The following is a 23,944-nucleotide window of genomic DNA, read 5'->3' on the forward strand; positions in this document are numbered from 1 at the left end:
GCGCGCCGGGGCCGGCCACGGGCTCCGCTCCCGAGGCGCGGGCCGGCTCGGCCTCTCCGCGGGCCTCGGCGCGGGCGCGGGCGCGGCGGACGGAGCGCGGGATGAGCCGCTTGCCCAGCATGCCCATGAGCGCCGGGACCAGCGTGAGCGCCACGAGGACCGCGACCGCCACGGTTCCGGCGGCCCCGAAGCCCATGACGGTGAGGAAGGGCATGCGGCAGACCATGAGGCCCACGAGCGCGATGATGACGGTCATGCCCGCGAAGACGACGGCGGAGCCGGCGGTGGCGAGCGCGCGGGCGACCGCCTCCTCCGGCTCGAGTCCGTCGCGCAGCAGGCTGCGGGCTCGGGAGATGATGAAGAGCGCGTAGTCGATGCCCACCGCCAGGCCCAGCATGAGCGCGAGCATGGGCGCCGTCGAGGAGACGTCCGCGAACGCGGTGGACGCGACGATGAGCATGAGGCCAAGCATCACGCCCAGGATCGCGGTGACGAGCGGGATGCCGGCGGCGAGCGCGGAGCCGAAGGTGAAGAGGAGGACGACGAACGCGATCGCGACGCCCAGGCCCTCCACCCAGGACACGTGCATGCCGGTGACCTTGAAGATGTCGCCGCCGGGGGCAACCTGGGTGCCGTTCGGCAGCTCCTGCTTCATGTGGTCGACCTCGGTGAGCAGGTCGGACTTCACGGTCTCCGGCAGCGCCTGGTAGTCGTCGTCGTAGGAGATGTTGATGATCGCCGCGCGGTCGCCCTCGGAGACGCCGCCCTTGACCCGCTTGGAGAACGGTGAGGTGGCGGACTCGACGTGGTCGAAGTCGTCCACCCGGTCGACGGCGTCGCCGATCGCGGAGCGGAACTGCCTGTCCGTGACCTTCTGGCCCTCGGGGGCCACGACGATGATCGAGCCGGCCGCCCCGGAGGCCTGGGGGAACGTGAGCTTGAGGGAGTCCTGGGCCTCCTGGCTCTCCGAGCCCGGGAGCGTGAAGCTGTCGGAGAAGTCGTTCTTGAAGGCGGCGACGAAGCCGCCCAGGAGGACGAGGATGACAAGCCAAGCCGCGGCGAATGTCTTGCGCCTGCGGAACGCAGTGCGGCCCAGCTCATAGAGGAATGACGACACGAAGGCCCTCTCGATACAGAGGTGTATTGAATACAGTAGTGTATTGTTCTGCAGGCGGCCGCGGATTGCAAGCGAGCCCGCCCGGCGGGCGCCTCGGCGGCGGAACGAGAGGGGACGACAGTGACGATCACGGGCCAGATCACCGAGCGCAGGCAGCGCACGCGCGAGAAGCTCATTCGCGCCGCGATCACCGTCTTCGCCCACAGCGGGGTGGCGGGGGCATCGATCGAGCAGCTCTGCGAGGCCGCGGGCATGACCCGCGGCGCGTTCTACTCCAACTTCGAGTCGAAGGACGAGCTGGTCCTCGCCGTCATCGACTACGCGATCGAGCGCATGACCAGCGAGCTGCGCGATCACATCGAATACGAGCACGGCGAGGACCGTCCGTGCGGCGAGTTCGAATCGCTGGCCACGGCCGACCCGGATACGCGCCGCCGCGAGATCGCCGCGACCGCCCTGCGCATCTTCGAGGAGAAGCGGCCCATCCCCGTGGGCTCCGCGAGCGCCGAGTGGACCGTGTGCGAGAAGGAGATCGAGCTCTACACCGTGCGCGTGCCCGAGCTGCGCTCGAAGTACCAGCAGCTCATGGACGCCCAGCTGCGCACGATCGCGGAGATCGTCGAGACCACGCTGGGCAGGCACGGGTGCCGCTCGACGATCCCCTCGCTCGACCTGCTGCGGATCCTCGCCGCCGTCGCCCGCCAATCGCAGATGGACGCGATCACCGGCGGCATCGGCCAGGCCGACGTGCAGGCCGATGCGAAGAGCACGGTGCAGGTGCTGCTCGGGTTCATCGACATCGACTGAGGCCGCCGGGCCTGACGGGCGGCAGGGTCTGAGAGGCCGTGGGGCCCGAGGGAGCGGCAGGGCCTGAGAGGCCGCCGGGCCTGACGGGGCGGGGGCGCGGCCGATAGGCTGGGCGGATGAGCGCCGAATTCGATGCCTTCATCGCCAACATGCCCGTCCGCCTGCCGGCCTTCGTCGCCGATGAGCTGCCGGACGCCGTCACCGTCGAAGACGACAGCGCGGAGGACGGCAGCGCGCAGTACGACTTCCTCAAGGACTACTCCCCCCAGTCGCTGCCCTACGTCGAGGCCTTCGCCCTCTCCGAGCTCGAATCCCCGGAGCAGGCCGCCGAACCCGAATACCAGGCGTTCTCCGAGGGCGTGCTGCGCTACGTGGGCGAGGTGTTCCTGCGCGCGTTCGGCGGCCGCTGGGACTTCGACGACTCCGGCGCCGACCCCGCCGCGATGCCGTTCATCCGCCCCGATTCGGCCACGGGCAACGAGCAGGGCGAGCCGGTCGACCTCGTCCAGCTGCTCATGACGGCGCTGTCCGTGCGCTCCGGCGATGTCTTCATCTCCGCCTACGCCGAGGTGCTCGAGGGCTTCGACGACCAGCCGCCGCGCCGCTCCTGCACGGGCCTCGAGGGCACCGTCAGCGCGCCCTTCGACGCGGCCGCCCAGATCAGCGACGGGGAGCGGGACTTCCTCGCGGACTTCCTGCCCACGGTCGAGCCCGCGATCGCGGAGTGGGTGGACAGCCAGGCCGGCGACGACTGGGACTTCGACCGCGCGTCGCTCGACCGGCTGGGCCGGCAGCTGCAGGCGCGCTACGACACCGTCGACGAGCTCATCGAGGACGCCGGTGAGGAGTACCTGACCGGCGCCATGTCGTTTGCGGGCGAGGCCCTGCGCCGCGCCGGCCGCGGTGCCTGGCGCTACGGCGACCCGGACTCCGGGGCCTTCGAGGACGAGGATCCCCGCCTGGGCCAGCCCTATCTGCAGTTCGCGGTCGAGGGCGTGGACGTCGTGCCGATGATGCTGCTGCTGGGCTCGATCGAGGACGCGGACATCCTGCCGCTGGCCTATGACGCCCTGGCCGGGGGCGGGGTGGGCGAGGCCATCGCCCAGGCCGACGCGCAGGAGGACTGAGCGGGCCGCTCGCCCCGGCTCCCCGCCCTCCGCGTGCCAGCGGCCCGGCCGCGCCTACTCCCCCGGCAGCGGGGGGCGGCGCTGGGCGAATCCCGTGGCGGCCTCGAACGCGTGCGCCGCGCGCAGCAGGTCGACGTCGGCGCCGGGGCGGGCCACGAGCTGGATGCCCACGGGCAGCCCGTCCGCGGAGAACCCGGCGGGCACGGACACCGCCGGGCACCCGGTCGCGGAGATCAGCGTCGCCGCCCGCATCCAGTCGAGGTAGGTCTCCATGCGGGTGCCCGCGATCTGCTCGGGGTATTCGAGGTCCGCATCGAAGGGCAGCACCTGGGCGGTCGTGCACACGAGGACGTCGTGGCCGGCGAAGAACGCCTCCACGGCCTCCATGAGGCGGGCCCGCGCCCGGTCCTTGGCCACGAGCTGGCCGACCGTGAGGTCGAGGCCGCGCTGCGTGTTCCACACGACCGCGTCCTTGATCTCCCCACGGTGCGCGCGCAGCTTGTCCCCGTGGAGCGCCGCGAAGTCGTAGGACCGCTGGACGTCGAAGACCTCCGCGGCGTCGGTGAGGTCGATGCACGCCTCGTCCAGCCGTGCGCCCAGCCCCTCGAGCACCGGCGCGGCGGAGCGGACCACGGCCAGCACCTCGGGCTCGGCCACGACCGCACCGTCCAAGTCCGGCGCGAAGCCCACGCGCAGCCCGGAGAGCGAGGGCTCATAGGCGGCGCCGAGCGCGAACTCCGGCAGGTCGAACACGGAGCCGGGCTCGGCGATGGACGCAGGGCCCAGGGGGTGCGGGCCCGCCACGGCCACCAGCAGCAGCGCCACATCGCCGGTCGTGCGCCCCATGACGCCCGTTTGGGCGAGCCACGCCCACGGGTCGCCGGGCGGTGTGTGCGGGACGCGGCCGTTGCTGGGCCGGAAGCCCACGACGTTGTCGAACGAACCGGGCGTGCGCAGCGAGCCGCCCATGTCGGAGCCGTCGCCGCTGGCCTGGATGCCCGCGGCCAGCGCTGCGCCCACGCCGCCGGAGGAGCCGCCGGCGGACTTCGCGGTGTTGTACGGATTGCGGGTGGTGCCGAAGACGGGGTTGAACGTGTGCGAGCCGGCGGCGAACTCGGGGACGTTGGACTTGCCCGTCGTGATCGCGCCGGCCGCCCGCAGCCGTTCGACGATGAGGCTGGTGCCGGCGGGCACGTGGTCCGCGAACAGCGGCGAGCCGTACGTGGTGCGCATGCCAGCGGTGTCGTGCGTGTCCTTGTGCGTCAGCGGCACCCCTGCCAGGGTTCCAAGGGACTGCCCGCTCGCCCGCGCCTCGTCGGTCCGACGGGCCGCGGCGAGCGCGCCCTCGGGATCCGTCGTCACGATCGCGTTGATGGTCCCGTTGACCTCGTCGATGCGGGCGAAGTGGTCCTGCACGGCCTCGACGGCGCTGAGCTCGCCCGCCGCCATGAGGCCGGCCAGCTCGCGCGTGCTCAGCCACGTCAGCTCACTCATCGCGCGGCCCGCAGCCGGCTCGTCAGGACCGCGAGGGCGGCGCGCACGCCGGTGCGCAGCGTCGTCTCGATGTCCGTGGGCGCGAAGTGCGGCGAGTGGTTGCTCGGCACGTTCTCCGCGGCGAGGGCCTGCGGCGTCTGGCTGCCGAAGAACCAGTAGACGGCCGGGGCGCCGACCGCCTGCCCGAAGCGCCCGAAGTCCTCCGAACCGGTGGCGGGCGGGACCTCCACGGCCTGCTCCGCGCCCAGCTCCGCGCGCACGACGTCGAAGAAGTCGGCGGTGAGCTCCGGGTCGTTGTAGCACTCGGGGAAGTCGTAGAGCTTGCGGATCTCCGGCTCCGGGGCACCGGAGGCCTGGGCCTCGGCGCGGACGATCCGCCCGATGACCTCCTCGACGTGGGCGCGGACGGCCGGGTCGAACGTGCGGGTGTTGATCGTGAACCGGGCCTCGGCGGGGATGATGTTCTCCTTGAGCCCGCCGTTGAAGCGCCCGATCGTGAGCACGACCATCTCCCGGGCCCCCACCTCGCGGGACACAACCGTCTGCAGGCGCGTGATCATGAACGCGCCCAGCACGATCGGGTCGATCGCGGCCTCCGGCTGGGAGCCGTGGGCCTGCCGGCCGCGGACGACGACCTCGTAGGAGTCCGCCATGGCCATCGCGGTGCCGCTCGAGGTGGAGACCGTGCCGGCCAGGGCGGGCCACACGTGCTGGCCGTAGACCGCCTCCGGGTGCGGGGCGCGGTCCCACACGCCGTCGTCGACCATTGCCTTGGCCCCTGCCCCCGTCTCCTCACCGGGCTGGAAGAGGAAGACGATCGTGCCGGACCAGGTATCGCGGTGGCCGGCCAGCAGCACGGCGGTCTCGAGGCCCACCGTGATGTGGGTGTCGTGGCCGCAGCCGTGCATGACGGGGGCCTCGGAGCCGTCGGGCAGCGTGCCGGTGGCCTGCGAGGCGAACGGCAGCCCGGTGTCCTCGGCGATCGGCAGGCCATCGGTGTCCGCCCGGTAGGCGATCGTGGGCCCGTCGCCGTTGCGCAGGACGCCCACCACGCCGGTGCCGCCCGAGGCGAAGGTCTCATAGCCCAGCTCGTCGAGGCGCGCCCGGATCTTCTGCGCCGTCTCGTGCTCCTGCATCGACAGCTCGGGGGTGGCGTGGAAGTCCTTGTACGTCGCCACGACTGCGGGCATATCGGCGTCGAGTGCGGCGGTGAGTTCGGGGGCGATGGCCATGAGGGTCCTCTCGGGGGGCGAATCGTTCGTACAGTCTCTCAGTCTCTCAGTCCTGAATGCGTTCCCGGCACGTTCGAACGAGAACCTTCCGGTGTCCACTGAAGCTGTGGTGATCCCACTAGTTGATAAGAGCAGAATCACCGGTTTCATCGGGTTTTCCACCGCGACTGCGGAAGGCCCACGTTAAGCCGACTGTCACGAATACAGCCAGGGCCGTGGCAAAAGAAGAGACAATTTTTGGGGAATGCGGTACTACGACGAGAACGATGAGGAGTGCCACCGCTATTGCAATAACAGTGGCACGGACCTGCTTGAGCGTTGCGATAAGCTGCACGAGCACTCCCCCAAGAATGGAAGGGAGTATGTACAATCTGGCGACCTCAGTGATGGCCGGGGGCGTGATGGATACGATCACTGTTCCGAAGATTCCCACGAGGATGAGCATCGAAGCTACGTGAACGAGCGCCGCACCGCAGATGGCCGCAGTAGACGAATACGCAGCCTTCCGCGTTCCGGGCACCGCCTTGATTGTCGACTGAGCGACGATGGCAGAAGGCAGAAGTTTATTTGAGATGTTGCCAATCATGAACGCCTGGTACATGCCAGCTGGGCCCAGAATCGGAAAATACGTAATCGGTTCGAGCACATAAAATGCGCCGTAGACCGCAGCGACAGCAACGAATGCGGTGACTATCTGACCGATGGTCGGGTGAATTCCGGTGGTGACATAGAGAATAAATGGGAGCGAAGTAGCGAGCAGAAAGCCCACAAACAGCGTTACCATACCCCAACGATTGGTAGCACGGGTATAGGCTCCGTGAATCCGATCCTGCTCGGCCGTAAAAGTCACTGCCCCCCCTTCACGCTGCCCCCAAACCTGCGGAGTGTGCAACATAGGCACAGCCCAATCCCGCGACTATCGCTATACCTAGTGCCCATTCGCGGAGCCACGAGACACTAAATGCTTTCGCAATTGACAAACAGACGGCCATCGCCGCTGCAGAAGCTAGAAGCGCCGCGATGTGCACCATCGACTTCGGAATCTCCGTCACGGTGAGCGTCGCGAACGCGGCGAGTAGTGCCGAGGACGGCACGATTGCCATCAGCGCGGGATTCACTCGCGAAAGCTTGTCGCTCCCTTTCGTCAGAACAGGGGTAAGGATGAGAGTGCCAAGCATCCACCCGGCGCCAGAAAGGCTCATAGCGAAAAGCGCCACGAGAAAGACATCTTGGGTATAGCTGGCATCACCCAGCTGCGCGCCCATCGTCCCCGCGGCGATTGACGCTGATGCCACTTCGGTCGCAGCGGACCCGATGAGACCGACCCGAACCAGGACGGGTGGCGTACCGAATAGAGGCAAGAGTGCGATCGACACAAGGACGACAGCAAGCGAGGGGCCGATCGCCGCCACTGCCCCCGCGCGGAAAGATCGGTTGACCTCTGCTTGCGACATGTCAGCACCCGCGGCGTTGCGCTTGACTGCCACGAAATATATGACGGATTGTACGATAATCACCGCGAAGACGGCGACAGCCAGAATCCACAGGATCGGCATGTTTGCGATCGAACCAATATTGTCCGAGTTTCGCGCAGCGAATATCGCGTGTCGCGCCGCTGCATCATCAATCACGTAGTGCTCCTTGGCTCGGGAAGCGGACGACCGCTTACGATCGCGGCGAACTGAGAACAGATCGGTGCGAAAGCATCAAGACACCACCGTATGTGACCGAATTCATTTTGATTGATGGGCCATCCGCTATTTACATAGAAGTAACGTCCCACTGAATCTTGTTATCCCTGGATGCTTCAGTCAGCGCGCTCGGGCGGGTCGAGGACGAACTCGGCTGTGGCCCGGTGCGCGTACTGCGGGATGCCGGGGCTCAGGCGGGCCCGGCGCAGCGCGGGGTCGAGCCGCACTGTCACGAGGGTGGCCGTCCGCTTCCCGAACGGCGCATCCGGCGCCGGGACCTGCGAGACGAGGCCCGCGGCCGGGTCGGTGGCCAGCAGCGGGATGAGCGCGTCGGCATCCGCGGGCGGCCCGGCGCCCTCGCAGCGGCCGGTGACCGAGGCGAGTCGCTCCTCCGAGCGGCTCGTGCCGGAGAGCGGAATGCCGCCCTCGGCCACCTCGGGGAAGAGGAAGTGGTTCGTGTGGCCGGCCCAGCCGGGCTGGCTGTGGGCGGCCGTGCCGTGGGGCGAGATCTCCACCATGACGACGGTGTCGGGATCGACCACGGTGAGCACGGACGACGAGGTGGTGCCGGCCGAGCGGATGAGCTCCACCGCCTCGGCGGCGGTCCGGGCCCGGGCGAGCAGCCCGGCGAGCACGGCGTGGACGGGCACCCCGCCCGGCGCATCGTCGCGGTGGTTGAGGATGTTGAGGATGACGCCCACGCCCGCCGCGTTCATGCCGATCTTGCCGAGCATGCCGTATTCCGCGAACCCCGCGTGGTCGACCTCGCCGGGCAGGGCGCTCACCCGCTGGTAGTGCCAGCAGGCCGCGAACTCCGCGTGCCAGTCCCACGTCTGGGCCGCCGCCGAGGCACCCGGCGCCTGCCAGCCCACCGTCGAGCACTCACTGGGCTGGGGGCGGGACTTGTCCGCCAGCGTGAGGATCTCCGTGCGGGCCACGGTCGAGGCGAGGTCGGTCACCTGCATGCCCGAGCCCGTGGCAACGGCGCTGACCTCCGCGAACTGCTCCGGGTCCCAGGCCCGCAGGGCGTCGAGCGAGGCGTGGCCGGCCTCGCGCACCTGGCGCTGGGAGATGTCGTAGTGGGCGAACAGCTCGTCGTAGCCGCGGGCGGTGGCGCGGATCCGAGCGGCGGCCTGCGCGGCGCGCTGGAGGCCGCGCGAGCGCGCATCGGCGCCGTGGACGTGCAGCGTCGTGGTCTTGACCTGGGAGGCGTCGACGGGCGCGGAGCCGGCTCGGCCGGACCCGCGGCCCGCCTCCGGCGCGGCGGGCGAGCCCGGGGCCGCGGGCGAACCTGCGGACGGGCGCGAGCCGTCGGCCGTTTGCGAACCGGCCTGGCCGCCGCGCAGGCCCGCCAGGGGATCGGGCAGCGAGGTCACAGCTCCACCCCCGCGCGCACCTCGGCCTCGGAGGCCGGGTCGTGGCTGCCCACGGGCATGCCCAGGTAGTGCATGTGGGCGGCGGTCTCCGCGAGGGCGGCGAAGAGGTTGAAGCCGTGGAGCGCCTCGAAGCCGCGCGACCAGTGCAGACCCTGGGCAAGCGAGTAGACGCTGTGGTCCTCGGTGTCCTCGGCGCGGGTGCGGATCTCCTCGAGGCGCACGCGGTGGTGCTCGTCGATCTCACGGGCGCGCTCGTTGAGCCCCGCGAAGCGGAAGCCGTGGGCGGGGAGCACGCGGGTCTCGGCGGGCAGCTCGCCCATGCGCTCGAGCGAGCGGAGGTAGTTCGCCAGGCTGTGCGTGATGAAGCCGGAGTCCAGGCCGATGTTCGGGGTGATCGTGGGCAGCACGTGGTCACCGGAGTAGAAGAGCGCTCCTTCGTCCTCGCGGAACGCGGTGTGGCCGTACGTGTGCCCCGGCGTCCACATGCTGCGCACCGTGCGCCCGGACAGCGGCAGCGGCGAACCGTCGGCCAGCAGGGTGATGCCCTCGGGCAGCTGCGGGATCTGGTAGTCCACGGCGTCCTTCGTGGGGCGCTGCGCCGCATCGGACCCGGTCCCCGCGGGCGCGCGCTCGGGACCCAGGATCTCGTGCCGGCGCTCGGCGGGCACCCCGTATTCCGCGGCGATGTCGACGCCCTTCGCGGTCCCCGTGCGCAGCGACTTCTCCCGGTCGCGGAAGGCGCGCAGGCTCTTGAGGTCCTGGCCGTGGATGCCGAGCCACATGTCCGGGTTGGCGGCGAGCAGCGCCGGCACGAGGCCGATGTGGTCGCGGTGGTAGTGGGTGATCGCCACGCCGTTGACGTCGCGCAGCGAGTACCCGGCCGACTGCAGCCCGGCCGTGAGCGCGGCCAGCTGCTCCGACCCGTCCCAGCCGGGGTCGATGAGGCTCACGCCCCGGTCCTCGCCCAGGGCGTAGCAGTAGGTGTAGACGAGCGGGTTGTCCGGGATCGGCACGGGGATGGCCCAGGTGGCCTCCGCCACCTGCTCGACCTGCGGCAGCGTCCGCTCCTTCCAGGCCGTCTCCTGGTTCCGGCTCAGACCTTCGATCGGCATCGACCCCGCCCTTTCGTTCGGTGCGCGGGCGGATCTGCTCCCACCGCCGCGCCTTCGCCAGTCCACTGTATGCCCCAGCTCACACCGGTGTGTCAGCAGGCGCGGCAATCGGGGCGAGGCGATCCACTGCGCGCTATGCCCGCCCGATGAGCCGGCGCGCCGTCACCGGCGCGGGGCCGGTGCCGCGCAGTTGCTCGACGAGCTCGTCGGCGGCCGCGTGGGCCTGCTCATCGCTCACGGGCGCCAGGAGGTCGAGGATGAACAGCGCACTCGTCGTCTGCTCGTCCAGGCGGGTGCGGAGTCCCTGGCGCCAGTTCCAGCGCCGGCAGGTCACACCCACGTCATCACGCCAGACGACCTCGCCGGCGGCCGGGTGCTCGATTGCGACCTCACCGTCTGCCACGACGTCGAAGTCCTCGTCTCCGGCGGCGCGCACCAGGTGCGGGGCGCCCTGGTACTTCGCCAGATCCTCACCGCCCAGGGGGATCTGGTGGGCCACGGAGACGGCGTTGTAGACGTCCGTCAGCCGGTTCACGCGCGGCAGGCCGTCCGGCGCGCGGCGGGTGAGCGCCTCGAGGCTGTTGCGGGTGCGCTGCGGCTTGGCGCCGAACGCGCGGTAGGCCTCGCGCCACGCCGCGATGTGGGGCAGCTCCTCGACGGGCGTGTCCCGGAGGGCGGCAGCCGCGCCGGCTTCGGCCGCGGCCAGCAGTGCCTCGCTGGTCGCATCGCTGGGCGCGGGGCCGATCCCCTCCACCGCGAGCAGCAGCACCCGATAGTCCGGGCGCAGCTCGAAGACCGCCTCGTCCACGCGGGCGGCGGCGAGGAAGTCCTGCAGAGTGGTGGCATCTGCGCTGGTCATGGCGGTCCTTTCGGCAGGGCGGGCAGAGCGGTGGGCGCGGGCGGAGTGTCACTGGCGCCGGGAAGGGGGAGGGGGCCGCCCCTCCCGCTCATCACCGATTCTCCCGCGGTTCGCGGCCGCCGGCATGGTCCACCGGTGAACGGTCGATCCTGTTCGGTTCAGCACAGCTGGACCGTACGAAATCGACCACCGGCTACCCCCATGACCGGGTGACGGCACCCGGCTGAACCGCTCACGGTGGGCGGCCCGGCAGCGGCCCACGCGCCACCGCGCCCGAGGTGCGGGTCGGGCGAATGCCGACCCGCACCTCGGGCGCGGTGTAGGTAGCAGCCACGGGTGCGCTACTCGTCAGGGGCTGACGGCGCAGTGCGACTCACGGGGTGATCACCCGACGACCACCTGGTCCTGGCCGCTGCCCACGCCCGCCTGGAACTTCTCCAGACCGGCCTGCGTGACTCCCGTGTGCTTCTTGCCGTCGTTGGAGTCCAGGACGGTGAAGGTCTTCGACGACGCGTCGTAGTCGGCGACCGTGATCCAGTGGGCAACGCTGTGGCTGGGCGTGTAGCCATAGCTGTACGGGGCCAGCTGGAGTTCACCGTTGACGATGGCGGTCTTGCCCTTGCGCACCTGGTCGAGCGCCCCGGTGAAGTCGGTGTCGTTGTTCGCCTTCACATCCTGAGCGCCGAGCGCGCTCACCAGCTGGGATCCGACGGTCGCGCCGTTCGAGCCGATGTCGGCCCGGATCTGCTTGACGGCGCCGGCGGGTGCATCGGCGTTCCAGGCCTTGGGCGTGGCGCCCTGGGCCAGCATCGCGGAGGCGACGGCGGCCGGGCCGCAGTCGACGTCCTGCGTGCCGAGGCCGGTGCTGAACTGGTTGATCGCGACGAGCTGTCCGTTGGAGGACTTCTGCGCATCGGCGTGCTGGGTGGTCTGCTCGGCGGCCGCGGCCGGGGAGCTGTCGATCGCTGCGGAGAGGGCTGCGCCTCCGCCGAAGGCGATCGCACCTGCCGTGCCGAGTGCCGCAAGGCGGCGGCGGACGGGGGTGCTGGTCTTCAGCGCGGTGGCAGTCATGTTCTCGAGTCCTTTCGCATGGCTTCTGGGTCATCGAGCTCCGGCGGCCGGAATCTCCAACCGCTGGCGGACGAGGTGCGAGGTTCCGCACCGGCATCCGCAATCCATCCCCTCACCAGCCACGATGTGTTCGCAACCGGTGACGGCGGACACACAGGAATCACCCAGGAATGCGACACGCCGGGGTGTGCGCACCCGGGAGCAGCGGTGCCGGGTGCGGTGCCGGGTGCGGTGGCGCGGCGACTGACCGAATGGACTCTGGGAGTTCCCTGCAGGTGCTCCCACCTGGGATTCCGCCCTGCGGAGCACTCCGAGATGCGGTCTCACGGAACCATTCGCAGATCGGAGGATTTCCTGGTGACCGCGGTCCGCGACCCGGTGCTCAACCCCGGAGGCGGCCCTCGAAGGTCGCAGTGCGGGTCATGTCGTCTTCGAAGCTGAAGGTCAGGCGCAGTCCGACGCGGGGGTCCTTGGGCACGAGGAAGTCCGCCGTCCACGTCCCGCGCGCCCCGGCGCGCACCCGCGGGGCCTGGTCCGCGGAGATCCGCAGGGACGAGTCGTTGAGGGAACCGGAGAACGAGTCGAGCTCGGCGCCCGAGATGAGCTCGCTGCCGGTCGAGCCGAAGTCGATCCAGCCGGCGCTCCGGTTCTCCAGCGTGACGGTTGCCCGGACGACGCGCCTAGAGCACGTGCCGGTGTCCGTGCACTCGCGAGCGGCCGCCTTGACGATGCGCAGCGTCGCCCGCACCGAGACGTCCGGGAGGACATCGGCCCAGTCCCCCGCCGCCACGCTCGACTCCCGGGCGAGCCCGGTGCGGGCAGGGCCGGCGGTGAAGGCGCCCTGCGGGGTGCGCTCCGGGGGCGGCTGTCCCTGCGTCCACTGCTGGAGTCCGCAGCCGGAGACGAATAGGCCCGCGGTCGTCAGTACGGTGAACAGGACGATCCCGCGGGTCCGCCGCAGCTTCCGCGGCGGTCGGCTGCCCAACCGGCCCGGTCGTGCCGCCCTCGCCCTCATAGGCGGATCGTACGGCACGGCGGCTCATCCGGCACCGGTGGTCGAAGGGCGCCGCGGACCGGAGGGCACCCGAACGGCGCAGTGGACGGTAGGGCACCGTGGCGGTGAGTCAGGGATTCGAACCCTGGGATGGGGGTTGCCCATCAACGGTTTTCAAGACCGTCACATTCGGCCGCTCTGTCAACTCACCCGGCACGCGGCCGTGAAACGGCGGCCGCGGGCGCGCCTGCCATTGTTCCACACCGCCGGCGCAGGCGCGGGCTACTTGTCCCCCACCCGTCCCCGGGCGCGGCGCCCCGTGTCCGCGCCGTTGAGTACCCTTGTCACCGTGGCATCAGCGCCGCGCGCGCCCTCTGCGCCGCGGGCTCCGAGGCCCCGACTCACAAGGAGAGCGCATGCAGATCTGGCCGGGCACCTCGTACCCCCTGGGAGCCACGTACGACGGCACCGGAACGAACTTCGCGATCTACTCCGAGCCGGCGGAGCGCGTCGAGCTGTGCCTGTTCGACCAGTGGGGCAATGAGACCCGCGTTGAGCTCGCGGAGAAGGACGCGGACGTCTGGCACTGCTACATCCCGCAGATCGCCCCCGGTCAGCTCTACGGCTACCGCGTCCACGGCCCGTACGATCCCGCCCGCGGCCTGCGCTGCAACCCCGCCAAGCTCCTCCTCGACCCCTACGCCAAGGCCGTGTCCGGGCAGATCGAATGGGGCCAGCCCATGTTCTCCTACCCGCTGGGTGAGGACGGGGCCGGCATGAACGAGGACGACTCGGCGGACTCCATGATGCTCGCCGTCGTCATCAACCCCTTCTTCGACTGGCAGGACGACCAGCACCCGGATCACCCGTACTACCAGTCCGTCATCTACGAGGCGCACGTCAAGGGCCTCACGGAGCTCAACCCGGAGGTCCCGCCCGAGCTGCGCGGCACCTACGCGGGCGTGGCCCACCCCGCGGTCATCAAGCACCTGAAGAAGATCGGCGCGAACGCGATCGAGCTCATGCCGGTCCACCAGTTCGTCCAGGACCAGCGCCTCCAGGACGAGGGCCTGCGCAACTACTGGGGCTACAACACGATCGGCTTCCTGGCCCCGCACAACGCCTACGCCTCCTCCGGCCAGAACGGCCAGCAGGTCCAGGAGTTCAAGGGCATGGTCCGCGCCCTCCACCGTGCGGGCATCGAGGTCATCCTCGACGTCGTCTACAACCACACCGCCGAGGGCAACCACCTGGGCCCCACCATCTCCTTCCGCGGCATCGACAACGCCCACTACTACCGGCTCGTCGAGGACGACCCGGAGCACTACATGGACTACACCGGCACCGGCAACACGCTCAACGTCCGGATGCCCCACTCGCTCCAGCTGCTCATGGACTCCCTGCGCTACTGGGTGACGGAGATGCACGTGGACGGCTTCCGGTTCGACCTGGCGGCCGCCCTCGCCCGCGAGTTCTACGACGTGGACCGCCTCTCGACCTTCTTCGAGCTCATCCAGCAGGACCCCATCGTCAGCCAGGTCAAGCTCATCGCGGAGCCCTGGGACATCGGGCCCGGCGGCTACCAGGTGGGCGGCTTCCCGCCCCTGTGGTCGGAGTGGAACGGCAAGTACCGCGACGTCGTGCGCGACTTCTGGCGCGGCGAGCCCTCCACGGTGGGCGAATTCGCCTCCCGGATCTCCGGGTCCGCGGACCTCTACGCCAACTCCGGGCGCCGGCCGTTCGCCAGCGTCAACTTCGTCACCGCCCACGACGGCTTCACCCTGGCGGACCTCGTGTCCTACAACGAGAAGCACAACGAGGCCAACGGCGAGGACAACAACGACGGCGAGTCCCACAACCGCTCGTGGAACCACGGCGTCGAGGGCCCCACGGACGACGAGGAGATCCTCACGCTGCGCGCCCGCGAGCAGCGCAACTTCATCGCCACCCTCGCGCTGTCCCAGGGCGTGCCCATGATCAGCCACGGCGATGAGCTGGGCCGTACCCAGCAGGGCAACAACAACGCCTACTGCCAGGACTCGGAGCTGTCGTGGATCGACTGGGAGCACGCGGACCAGTCGCTCCTCGAATTCACCGCCCAGGTCTTCCGGCTGCGCGCCGAGCACCCCACGTTCCGCCGCTCGCGCTTCTTCGACGGCCAGGTGGTCCGCTCGGACACGGACCAGCCCCTGCCGGACCTCGTGTGGCTCAACACGGACGGCGACGAGATGATCGTGACGGACTGGAACACCTCGTTCGCCAAGGCGATCGGCGTCTACCTCAACGGCGACGGGATCACCGGCACCACCCGCCGGGGCAACCCCATCCGCGACGATGACTTCCTCATCCTCTTCAATGCCGACCTCGCCCCCGTCAGCTTCGTCATGCCGAGTGAGGACTACGCCCCCAGCTGGCAGGTGGAAATCGACACGGCCGGCATCTGCGACCCCGGCACCCGCGTGGACGCAGGCGCGAGCATCAGCGTGAGCGGCAAGTCCATGCTCGTGCTCAAGGACCCGCGCCCCTCGCCGTCGCACCAGACCTCGCCGGCCGCTTCCGTGGCCCAGCAGCTGGGCCGCGCCACTGAGGAGCGAGACAGCGCAGACGCCGCCGGGGATGCCCCGGCCGAGGCGACGGGGGCGCAGTCGTGACCGGCGCCTCGGGCGCGGCGGACCGGTCGCGCATCGGCTGCCCGCGCGGGCACCTGCCCCCGGCCTCGACCTACCGGCTGCAGATCACCCCCGATTTCACTCTCTTCGACGCCGCGGAGCAGGTGGACTACCTCGCCGCGCTCGGGGTGGACTGGCTCTACGTCTCCCCCATCCTCGAATCCGGTTCGGAGCACGGCTACGACGTCGTCGACCCCACCCGCGTGGATGCCGCGCGCGGCGGCCGCGAGGGCCTCGAGGCGCTCTCCCGCACGGCGCGCGCCCACGGAATGGGCATCCTCGTCGACATCGTGCCCAACCACATGGGCGTCGGCGTGCCGGCCGCCAACCCCTACTGGTGGGACGTGCTCACCTACGGCCGCGACTCCGAGCACGCGGCCATGTTCGACATCGACTTCGACGCCGCCGACGGCACGATCATCCTGCCGGAGCTGGGCGAGGCCGCGGACCTCGAGCACCTGGAGATCGTCGAGCACCGGGGCAGGCCCGCCCTGCAGATCTACGACGCGCTCTACCCGGTGGACCCCGCCACCGTGTCCGAGGGCATCGAACCGCAGGCCCTGCACGAGCGCCAGCACTACCGGCTCGTGCACTGGACGCACGAGGACTGGGAGCTCAACTACCGCCGCTTCTTCACCATCCGCAGCCTCGCCGGGGTGCGCGTGGAGGACCGGGAGGTCTTCGAGACCACCCACGCGGAGATCGAGTCCTGGTTCGCCGCCGGGCTCGTCGACGGGCTGCGCATCGACCACATCGACGGCCTGGCCGATCCCGCCGGCTACCTCGCGTGGCTGCGGGAGCTCACCGGCGCCTACGTCGTCGTGGAGAAGATCCTCGCGCTGGGCCCCGGCGAGCAGCGCGAGGCGCTGCCCGCGCACTGGGCCACCGCCGGCACCACCGGCTATGAGCTCATCGCCGCCATCGACGGCGCGCTCACCCATCACGGCGGCTTCTTCCAGATCGAGGCGCTGCGCCAGCACCTGTCCGCCGGCGGCAGCCTGGACGAGGAGACGGGGCTCGACATCGCCGGCAGCGGCAAGCGCCTCCAGCGCCACCCCACCGCCGTGAGCGGTGTTCTCGCCCAGCTGGAGAACGAGGCGAAGTCCGAGTTCTCCTCCGGGCCGCTCACCGCGGAGATGCTGCGCCTCGCACGCGACAGCGCGCGCGGCTGGGACCGGCTCGATGAGGCCGCCCACCAGGCGATCGGCACGGACCCGCTGGCCGCCGCCGAGGCGGCCGAGGGCATCGCCGGCGCGGGCCGCCCCGTCGATCCCGAGCAGCTCGCGGACGTCTTCGCGCTCATCACCGCCTCGCTGCCCGTCTACCGCGTCTACGCGCCCACCCGCGCCGATCGCGACCACTTCCTCGCCGAGTTCGATGGGCGGATCGATGCCCAGGCCCTGCCGCCGCTCAGCCGCGACGGCCAGGTCATCCGCTCGGCGCTGTCGCGCGTGCGCTCGACCGCCCAGTCGCGCATCGCCTCGAACCGGCTGCTGTCCTACCTGGGCGTGCTCCTCACCACCGCGGACCATCCGGTGGCGGTGCGCTTCGCCCAGACCACCGGCGCCGTCATGGCCAAGGGCGTCGAGGACACCGCTTTCTACCGCTACTGCGCCCTCACGGCCCTCAACGAGGTGGGCGGGACTCCCGCGGACCCGCACTCCCCCGCCGCGCTGGGCGCGGAACTCGCCCGCCGTGCGGAGGAGTCCCCGGCGGGGCTGAACTCCCTGACCACGCACGACACGAAGCGCGGTGAGGACACCCGGGCGCGCATCCTCGCCATCGCCGAGGTGCCCGGCGAGTTCGCGCAGTTCCTCGCCCACGTGCGCGAGCTGTGCCCGCTCGACTTCGCGGCCGACGCCTCCGAGGTGGCCGCCGGGGAATTGGCCTTCGGCGTCAACGCGAGTCTGGCGGGCGCGCGCCCGGCCACCGTCGACACGAGCTTCGAGATGCTCGTCTGGCAGGCCGTGCTGGGCGCCTGGCCCCTGGGTGAGAACCGCATCCGCGACTACGTGCTCAAGGCGGCCCGCGAGGCGGGTGAGCAGACCACGTGGACGCAGCCCAACCTGGACTTCGAGCACTCCGTGGACGAGCTCGCCGCCGCGTGCGCGAAGGACCCCGGCGTGCGCGGGCGGATCGCCTCGTTCGATGCCCGCATCCGCTCCGGGGGCTGGTCCAATGCTCTCGTCGCCAAGGCCCTCCAGCTGCTGGCCCCCGGCGTGCCGGACGTCTACAACGGCACGGAGCTGTGGGAGCAGTCGCTCGTCGACCCGGACAACCGGCGCCCCGTGGACTACGCCAAGCGCCGCGAGATCCTCGCCGGCCTGCCCGCCTGGCAGGCCGCGGACGCCGCCGCGCGCAGCGCGCGGGACTATCCGAGCCTGGGGTTCTGGGCCGACGATGCGGCGTGGGAGACGGGGGCAGTCAAGCTGGCCCTCACCCGCGCCCTGCTCCACCTGCGCCGGGAGCGCCGCGACGTCTTCGCAGCGCCCGCGGCCGCGCCCCTCGAGGCCAGCGGCTTCGGCGCCAAGCACGTGCTCGCGTTCGCCTTCGGCTCCGAGGGCCAGCTCGCGCTCGTGGGAACCCGCATGCCCATCACGCTGGCCGACCTAGGCGGCTGGGGCGACACCCAGGTGGCCCTGCCGCCCGGCCAGCGCTGGCGCGACGTCATCACGGGCGCAGAGTTCGACGGCGGCGACCACGCCGCCGCGGACCTGCTCCGACTGCTGCCCGTCGCCGTGCTGGAGCGCATCCGGTGACGCGCGCAGCCGGCACCGCCGCGCTCGCCGCCGCCCGTGCGCTGCCCGGCCGGCCCGCCTGCCCGACCGCCTGACCGCACTGCCACCCCAACCACAGGGAGCCCCCATGACGGATACGGACCTCGCCCACGACTGGTCGTCCAGCGCCTCGGCGGCTGGGCGGCAGGTGCCCGGCAGCTTCCGGGTGTGGGCTCCGAGCGCGCAGCGCGTCCGCCTCGCCTGGCGCACCGCCCCTTCCCGAGCCGAGGGCTACCGGGCCGCGCCGTTCGAGTTCTCCGAGCTGGCGGCGGCGGGCTTCGAGGTGCTCGAGCTCGCGCAGGCCCCGGACTCGCATGGGTGGTGGTCGCTCACCGCGGTGCCGCAGGAACTCGCGCGCGCCGCGGCCGGGGGCGCCCCCGCGTGCGGGACGGACGCGGGCCCCAAGGATGCGCCGGGGCGTCTGGAATACGGCTTCCTCATCGACGACAGCCCGGCCCTGCTCCCGGATCCGAGGGGCCGGCGAGCGCCGTATGGCCCCCACGGCCCCTCGGCCCTCGAACACGGCGCGGACTGCGGGGACAGCACGGCCGACCGCGACGCGCAGCCTGCGGACACCACGGGGACCACGGGCACCAGGGTCGCCGAAGTCTCGGCGGTCGTAGCCCCCGCAGCGCCCGTGCCGCCGCGCCCCGCCGCGCTGGCCGACGGCGCGCCCATCTACGAGCTCCACATCGGCACGTTCACCCCGGCCGGCACGCTCGACGCCGCAGTCGAACGGTTGGACTACCTGGCCCACCTGGGGATCGGGTGGGTCGAACTGCTGCCGGTCAACGCCTTCGCGGGCCTGCACAACTGGGGCTACGACGGAGTGCAGTGGTTCGCCGTGGCCGAGCCCTACGGCGGTCCCACCGCCTACCGCCGGTTCGTTGAGGGGGCCCACGCACGCGGGCTCGCCGTCGTCCAGGACGTCGTGTTCAACCACCTGGGCCCCTCGGGCAACTACCTGAGCGCGTTCGGGCCCTACCTGCACGCGGCGGCGAGCAACCCCTGGGGCGAGTCGATCAACCTGGACGGGCCCGGTTCGGATGAGGTGCGCGCCTACATTCTCGACGTGCTCACGATGTTCGCCCAGGACTACGGCGTCGACGGCTTCCGTCTCGACGCCGTGCACGCGCTCGTCGACGCGCGCGCCGTCCCGATCCTCGAGGACATGGCGATCCTCTGCGCCGAGCTCTCCGACCGGCTGGGGCGGCCCATCACGCTCATCGCGGAGTCCGATCGCAACGACCCCGCCACGATCGCGAAGCGCCGCGAACTGGGCGCCGGGGCAGGCGGGCTCGGCCTGGACGGGCAGTGGAGCGATGACTTCCACCACGCCGTCCACGTGGCCCTGACCGGTGAGGACGTGGGCTACTACGGCGACTTCGCGGCCCCGGGCGCCCTGCCGAAGGTGCTGCAGTCCGGGTTCTTCCACGACGGCACGTACTCGACGTTCCGCGGCCGGGAGCACGGCCGGCCCCTCGACCTCGCCGCCGCCCGGCCGGAGCAGCTCGTCGTGAGCATCCAGAACCACGATCAGGTGGGCAACCGCGCGGCGGGCGACCGCCTGCCGCAGCAGACGGGCGCCGTAGGTCATGGAGCCGAACCCGCCGGTGCGACCGGGCAGGAGGCCGCCGCGCTGGGCAACCTGGGCGTGGGGGCGACGTTCCTGCTCCTGGGCCCCAATTCGCCCATGCTGTTCATGGGCGAGGAGTGGGCCGCGTCCACCCCGTGGCAGTTCTTCACGGACCACCGCGAGGAGTGGCTGGGCGAGGCCGTCTCGCAGGGGCGCAGGGGCGAGTTCGCGGCGATGGGCTGGGACGCCTCGGCGGTGCCCGACCCACAGGATCCGCAGACCTTCGAGCGCTCGAAGCTCGACTGGTCCGAGCGCGCTGCCGAGCCCCATGCCTCGATGCTGCGCCTCTACCGGCGGCTCATCGGGCTGCGCATGTCGCGCGCCGAATACCGCGGCACCCGGTTCTCCGACGTCGAGGTCTTCCGCGGCCTCCCCGCGCAGGAGCCGGCCTCCGCCCCAGCGGCACCGGTCTCCCAGGCTGCGGGCTCGGAGGCTCCGGCCCCCCAGGCTGGGGGCACGGGCGCCCCTGCAGCGCCGGCCGGCGAAGCGGCCGGCCTCCCGCTGCCCGAGGACTCCGCGGCCACGGCGCGCGCGGGCGAGGCCGACGCCGGCGGTGCACTCGCGGATGCGGTTCCGACCTCCTCCGAGCCGAACCTCGACGGGAACCGGCACGGCGCCGCTCCCGCGGCGACCCAGGGGGGCGGTGCCGCGCCTCCGGCCGCGGGGATCGGCTGGCGCATCGGCGCCGAGCTCGTGGTGCTGGCCAACCCGGCCACCCCGGGAACCAGTGCGGCGCCGGCGGTCTTCGACCTGCCACGACCCGTGGCGCATGTCCTTCTCGACACCGCCGCCGTCCTCGCCGGCGAACCAGCCGTCCGCACCGGAGGGGCGGCAGACGAGGCGCGCGCCCCGGCGGCCGAGGGCACCGCCCGCGTGGTCGTCGAACCGGGCCGGGCACTCGCCGTCCAGCTCGCCGCGAACTAGGGGCGGGCGCTGCGCGGGCCCCCGTCCCAGCGCGACGATCCCGTCGAGGCCGCGGCATCCGGCGCAGCGGCCGCAACGGCCCGCGGAGCTGAGGCCTCGACCTGCGGGGCCGGGGCCTCGACCTGCGGGCCTTCGGCTTCCGGTGCAGTGGCCTGGGTCTGCGGTGCAGTGGCCTGGGTCTGCGGGGCAGTGGCCTGGGTCTGCGGGGCCGGGGCCACTGCCACCGGGGCTGCTGCCCCCGGGGTCACCGCCCCCGGGACGGCTGCCGTGACATCGGCCGGTGCCTCGTCGGCCCCGGCAGCGCCCTCGGTGTCGTCCGGCGTGAAGTACAGGGCCGCGAACGGCGGGAGCACGATCGACGCCGACGCCTCGAACCCGCCGAACGCCGCGTCCTCGCCGCTGATCCAGCCCATGTTGCCGCCGCCCGAGCCGCCGTAGGCCGCCGCGTCGGTGTTCACGCGCTCGCGCCACACCCCCGCGAACGGCAGGGGGATCCGGTAGTCGGCATAGTTCGAACCGGAGAAGTTGATGACGCACGCGACCGGCCGGCCGTCGGCGGACCAGCGCACGAACGAGATGACGGACCCCTGCGCATCCGCGCCGTTGAGCCACTGGAATCCGGCGTCAGCGGCGTCCTGCTCCCACAGCGCGGGCTCGCCGCGGTAGAACTCGTTGAGATCGGCGACGAGCTCCCTGAGGCCGGCGTGGCCCGGGTCATCGGCGAGCCACCAGTCGAGGCCGTGCGCCTCGTTCCACTCCGCCTCCTGGCCGAACTCGGAGCCCATGAAGATGAGCTGCTTGCCCGGGTGCGCCCACTGGTAGGCGAAGAAGCCGCGCAGGCCCGCCAGCTGCTGGCGGCGGTCACCGGGAAACTTGCGCAGCAGTGAGCCCTTCCCGTGGACCACCTCGTCGTGGCTGATGGGCAGCACGTAGTGCTCGGAGAACGCGTAGACGATGGAGAACGTGATCTCGTTGTGGTGCCAGCTGCGGTAGAGCGGGTCCTCCGCGATGTAGTTGAGCGAATCGTGCATCCACCCCATGTTCCACTTGAGGTCGAAGCCGAGCCCGCCCTGCGACGTCGGGGCCGTGACGCCCGGGAACGCCGTCGACTCCTCCGCGATGATCGCGGCGCCCGGGTGCAACTTGCCCACGGTCGCGGTGACCTCCTGGAGGAACGAGATCGCGCGCAGGTTCTCCCGCCCGCCGTGCTCATTGGGCAGCCACTGGCCGTCCTCGCGGGAGTAGTCGAGGTAGAGCATCGAGGCGACCGCATCCACGCGCAGCGCGTCGATGTGGAACTCCTCGATCCAGTACAGCGCGTTGGCGACGAGGAAGTTGCGCACCTCGGGCCGCCCGTAGTCGAAGATGAGCGTGCCCCAGTCCGGGTGCTCGCCCAGCCGCGGGTCGGGATGCTCGTAGAGCGCCTCGCCGTCGAAGCCTGCCAGGGCGAACGCGTCCTTGGGGAAGTGGGCGGGCACCCAGTCGACGATGACGCCGATCCCCGCCGTGTGCAGCCGGTCGACGAGGTGGCGGAACTCGTCCGGGCTGCCGAACCGCGAGGTGGGCGCGTAGTACGACGTCACCTGGTAGCCCCACGAGCCGCCGAACGGGTGCTCGGCGACCGGCATGAACTCGACGTGGGTGAAGCCGAGCGCGCTGACGTAGGCGACGAGCTCCTCGGCGAGCTCACGGTAGCCCAGGCCCTGCCGCCACGAGCCCAGGTGCACCTCGTACGTGCTCATGGGCGCCTCCGCCGGCACGCCGCGGTCGCGGGCGAGGACCCAGTCGACATCGTCGAAGCGGTACGTCGAGTGGGCCACGATCGAGGCGGTGCGCGGGGGCACCTCGGTCTGGCGGGCCATGGGATCGGCCTTGTCGATCCACTGCCCGGCGCGGGTGAGGATGCGGAACTTGTACACGGCGCCCTCGGCCACACCCGGCACGAACAGCTCCCACACGCCGCTCGAGCCCAGCGAGCGCATGGCGTGCCCGCGCCCGTCCCAGCCGTTGAAGTCGCCCACGACCTGCACGGCCTGTGCGTTCGGCGCCCACACGGTGAAGCCGGTGCCGCGGATGTCGCCGTCTGCCGATTCGTAGGTGCGCACCCGCGCGCCCAGCACCTGCCACAGCCGCTCGTGGCGGCCCTCGCCGATGAGGTGGAGATCCACCTCGCCCACCGACGGCAGGAAGCGGTACGGGTCATCGGCGCGCACGACGTCCTCGCCCCAGCGCGCCTCGATGCGGTAGTCCGGGACCTTCTCGCCCGGCAGCTGCGCCTCCCACAGCCCGCCGTCGAGGTGCTGGGCCGGGTAGCGCTGCCCGTCCGCGATGACGTCGACGGCATCGGCCATGTGCCGCACGGCGCGCACGGCGATGCCGCGCCCGGCGGGCACCCCCGGCGTCTGCGAGTCCCGCGCGACGACGTGCGCGCCCAGCACGCCGTGCGGGGCGTGGTGGGCACCCGCGGCGACCGACTGCGCGGTCCGGGCATCGATGCTGCTCATGGGCGTCTCCTTTGCGTCCGCGGGCCGCCGACCGCCAGATCGAGTCGTCCGCTGCGGGTCGGCGTGCGGGCTAGTGCGGGCGCGCGGACTTCGGGGCGAAGGGCGCATCGCCCTCATCGTCAGCGTCGTCGTCTGCCTCGTCGTCTGCGTCATCGTCGGCGGCGTCATCGTCAACCGCGTCGTCAACGGCGGTGCCCTCACCGTGGCCAGTGCCGTGAGCGGCAGCGTCGCCGGCGTCGGCGGGCCCCCGCTTCGCACCCTCCGCGTCGCCTGCCGCCTCCTCGTCGCCCGCCGCATCCGCGGCGTCCGCTGCCTCATGGGAACCGGGCTCGGGCGCATGCACGTATTCGGGGGCGCTCTCGGCATCGGGGCCGGCCTGCGCACCCTCGGCCTGCACACTGTCGGCCCGCGCACCCTCGGGCGCATCGACGCCGAGCTCGGCGGCGAGCGCCTCGGCACCCGCCGCGGCCTCGGCCGACTCGGCGAATTCCTCGGCGCTGACCGTCGCCCCGCGCGCCCGCCATGCGGCGCCGTCGGCGCCCGGACCGCCCAGG

At 71.4% G+C, this 23,944-nt stretch carries 15 protein-coding genes, 1 tRNA gene and 2 pseudogenes; 5 read left to right on the top strand and 13 right to left on the bottom strand.

Annotated features, from left to right (window positions below):
* The coding region (locus tag GSY69_RS09910) for an MMPL family transporter (protein WP_160953696.1) at positions 1–1,117 on the bottom strand (1,117 nt) is incomplete at its 3' end.
* A gap of 120 nt (positions 1,118–1,237) precedes the next feature.
* On the opposite strand from GSY69_RS09910, the gene GSY69_RS09915 reads away from it, so the two are divergent.
* Entirely contained in the window at positions 1,238–1,924 is a 687-nt protein-coding gene (locus tag GSY69_RS09915) for a TetR/AcrR family transcriptional regulator (protein WP_160953697.1), read from the top strand.
* A 116-nt stretch (positions 1,925–2,040) separates the two neighbouring features.
* Positions 2,041–3,051, top strand: a complete 1,011-nt coding sequence (locus GSY69_RS09920; protein WP_160953698.1) for a hypothetical protein — start codon at positions 2,041–2,043, stop codon at positions 3,049–3,051.
* A 54-nt stretch (positions 3,052–3,105) separates the two neighbouring features.
* On the opposite strand, the gene GSY69_RS09925 is transcribed toward GSY69_RS09920, so the two are convergent.
* The 10 genes from GSY69_RS09925 to GSY69_RS09970 form a co-directional block, all read right to left on the bottom strand.
* Complete coding sequence (locus GSY69_RS09925) at positions 3,106–4,545, bottom strand: amidase (protein ID WP_160953699.1); 1,440 nt, start codon at positions 4,543–4,545, stop codon at positions 3,106–3,108.
* Positions 4,542–5,777 carry an amidohydrolase gene (locus tag GSY69_RS09930; protein ID WP_160953700.1) on the bottom strand — a complete coding sequence of 412 codons (1,236 nt, stop codon included), beginning with the start codon at positions 5,775–5,777 and terminating at the stop codon, positions 4,542–4,544. Before GSY69_RS09930 ends, GSY69_RS09925 begins: the two co-directional genes overlap by 4 nt.
* Positions 5,778–5,895: 118 nt before the next feature.
* A complete protein-coding gene (locus GSY69_RS09935) occupies positions 5,896–6,627 on the bottom strand; it encodes a hypothetical protein (protein WP_328698838.1) in 732 nt (243 codons plus the stop codon).
* A gap of 10 nt (positions 6,628–6,637) precedes the next feature.
* Positions 6,638–7,333 carry a DUF5058 family protein gene (locus GSY69_RS09940; protein WP_160953709.1) on the bottom strand — a complete coding sequence of 232 codons (696 nt, stop codon included), beginning with the start codon at positions 7,331–7,333 and terminating at the stop codon, positions 6,638–6,640.
* A 251-nt stretch (positions 7,334–7,584) separates the two neighbouring features.
* Positions 7,585–8,844, bottom strand: coding sequence for a C45 family autoproteolytic acyltransferase/hydolase (locus GSY69_RS09945; RefSeq protein ID WP_160953702.1), 1,260 nt, complete (start codon positions 8,842–8,844; stop codon positions 7,585–7,587).
* A complete protein-coding gene (locus tag GSY69_RS09950; protein ID WP_160953703.1) occupies positions 8,841–9,956 on the bottom strand; it encodes an MBL fold metallo-hydrolase in 1,116 nt (371 codons plus the stop codon). Before GSY69_RS09950 ends, GSY69_RS09945 begins: the two co-directional genes overlap by 4 nt.
* A 133-nt stretch (positions 9,957–10,089) precedes the next feature.
* The gene (locus tag GSY69_RS09955) at positions 10,090–10,815 is read right to left on the bottom strand and encodes a B3/B4 domain-containing protein (RefSeq protein ID WP_160953704.1); all 726 of its coding nucleotides are present in this window, start codon (positions 10,813–10,815) and stop codon (positions 10,090–10,092) included.
* Positions 10,816–11,199: 384 nt separating this feature from the next.
* On the bottom strand, positions 11,200–11,886 hold the full coding sequence (locus GSY69_RS09960; RefSeq protein WP_160953705.1) for a C39 family peptidase: 687 nt from the start codon (positions 11,884–11,886) through the stop codon (positions 11,200–11,202).
* A 382-nt stretch (positions 11,887–12,268) separates the two neighbouring features.
* A complete protein-coding gene (locus GSY69_RS09965) occupies positions 12,269–12,901 on the bottom strand; it encodes a hypothetical protein (RefSeq protein WP_160953706.1) in 633 nt (210 codons plus the stop codon).
* A 99-nt stretch (positions 12,902–13,000) separates the two neighbouring features.
* Positions 13,001–13,091: transfer RNA gene (locus GSY69_RS09970), tRNA-Ser, on the bottom strand.
* 205 nt (positions 13,092–13,296) lie between these two features.
* Here GSY69_RS09970 and glgX point away from each other — a divergent pair.
* From glgX to treZ, 3 genes are all read left to right on the top strand, one after another.
* Entirely contained in the window at positions 13,297–15,531 is a 2,235-nt protein-coding gene (glgX, locus tag GSY69_RS09975; RefSeq protein ID WP_160953707.1) for a glycogen debranching protein GlgX, read from the top strand.
* Positions 15,528–18,308 (top strand): alpha-amylase family glycosyl hydrolase, encoded by a 2,781-nt coding sequence (locus tag GSY69_RS14220; RefSeq protein WP_328698839.1) that lies wholly within the window; start codon positions 15,528–15,530, stop codon positions 18,306–18,308. Before glgX ends, GSY69_RS14220 begins: the two co-directional genes overlap by 4 nt.
* Before the next feature lie 106 nt (positions 18,309–18,414).
* On the top strand, positions 18,415–20,886 hold the full coding sequence (gene treZ, locus GSY69_RS09985; protein WP_235936460.1) for a malto-oligosyltrehalose trehalohydrolase: 2,472 nt from the start codon (positions 18,415–18,417) through the stop codon (positions 20,884–20,886).
* Here treZ and glgB read toward each other — a convergent pair.
* Together glgB and GSY69_RS14690 are read right to left on the bottom strand one after the other, a co-directional pair.
* Positions 20,883–23,381 (bottom strand): annotated as a pseudogene (gene glgB, locus GSY69_RS09990) (1,4-alpha-glucan branching protein GlgB); the annotation flags it as partial. The gene treZ and the pseudogene glgB sit on opposite strands and share 4 nt — an antisense overlap.
* Before the next feature lie 79 nt (positions 23,382–23,460).
* A pseudogene (locus tag GSY69_RS14690) lies at positions 23,461–23,944 on the bottom strand (hypothetical protein); the annotation flags it as partial.

The organism is Brevibacterium rongguiense, from assembly GCF_009857845.1.
Lineage (GTDB): Bacteria > Actinomycetota > Actinomycetes > Actinomycetales > Brevibacteriaceae > Brevibacterium > Brevibacterium rongguiense.

Bases quoted from the DNA above. Each gene is read 5' to 3' on its own strand.
- GSY69_RS09920 (WP_160953698.1), top strand. From the start codon at position 2,041: ATGAGCGCCGAATTCGATGCCTTCATCGCCAACATGCCCGTCCGCCTG.
- GSY69_RS09925 (WP_160953699.1), bottom strand. From the start codon at position 4,545: ATGAGTGAGCTGACGTGGCTGAGCACGCGCGAGCTGGCCGGCCTCATG.
- GSY69_RS09930 (WP_160953700.1), bottom strand. From the start codon at position 5,777: ATGGCCATCGCCCCCGAACTCACCGCCGCACTCGACGCCGATATGCCC.
- GSY69_RS09940 (WP_160953709.1), bottom strand. From the start codon at position 7,333: ATGCCGATCCTGTGGATTCTGGCTGTCGCCGTCTTCGCGGTGATTATC.
- GSY69_RS09950 (WP_160953703.1), bottom strand. From the start codon at position 9,956: ATGCCGATCGAAGGTCTGAGCCGGAACCAGGAGACGGCCTGGAAGGAG.
- GSY69_RS09955 (WP_160953704.1), bottom strand. From the start codon at position 10,815: ATGACCAGCGCAGATGCCACCACTCTGCAGGACTTCCTCGCCGCCGCC.
- GSY69_RS09960 (WP_160953705.1), bottom strand. From the start codon at position 11,886: ATGACTGCCACCGCGCTGAAGACCAGCACCCCCGTCCGCCGCCGCCTT.
- GSY69_RS09965 (WP_160953706.1), bottom strand. From the start codon at position 12,901: ATGAGGGCGAGGGCGGCACGACCGGGCCGGTTGGGCAGCCGACCGCCG.
- glgX (WP_160953707.1), top strand. From the start codon at position 13,297: ATGCAGATCTGGCCGGGCACCTCGTACCCCCTGGGAGCCACGTACGAC.
- treZ (WP_235936460.1), top strand. From the start codon at position 18,415: ATGACGGATACGGACCTCGCCCACGACTGGTCGTCCAGCGCCTCGGCG.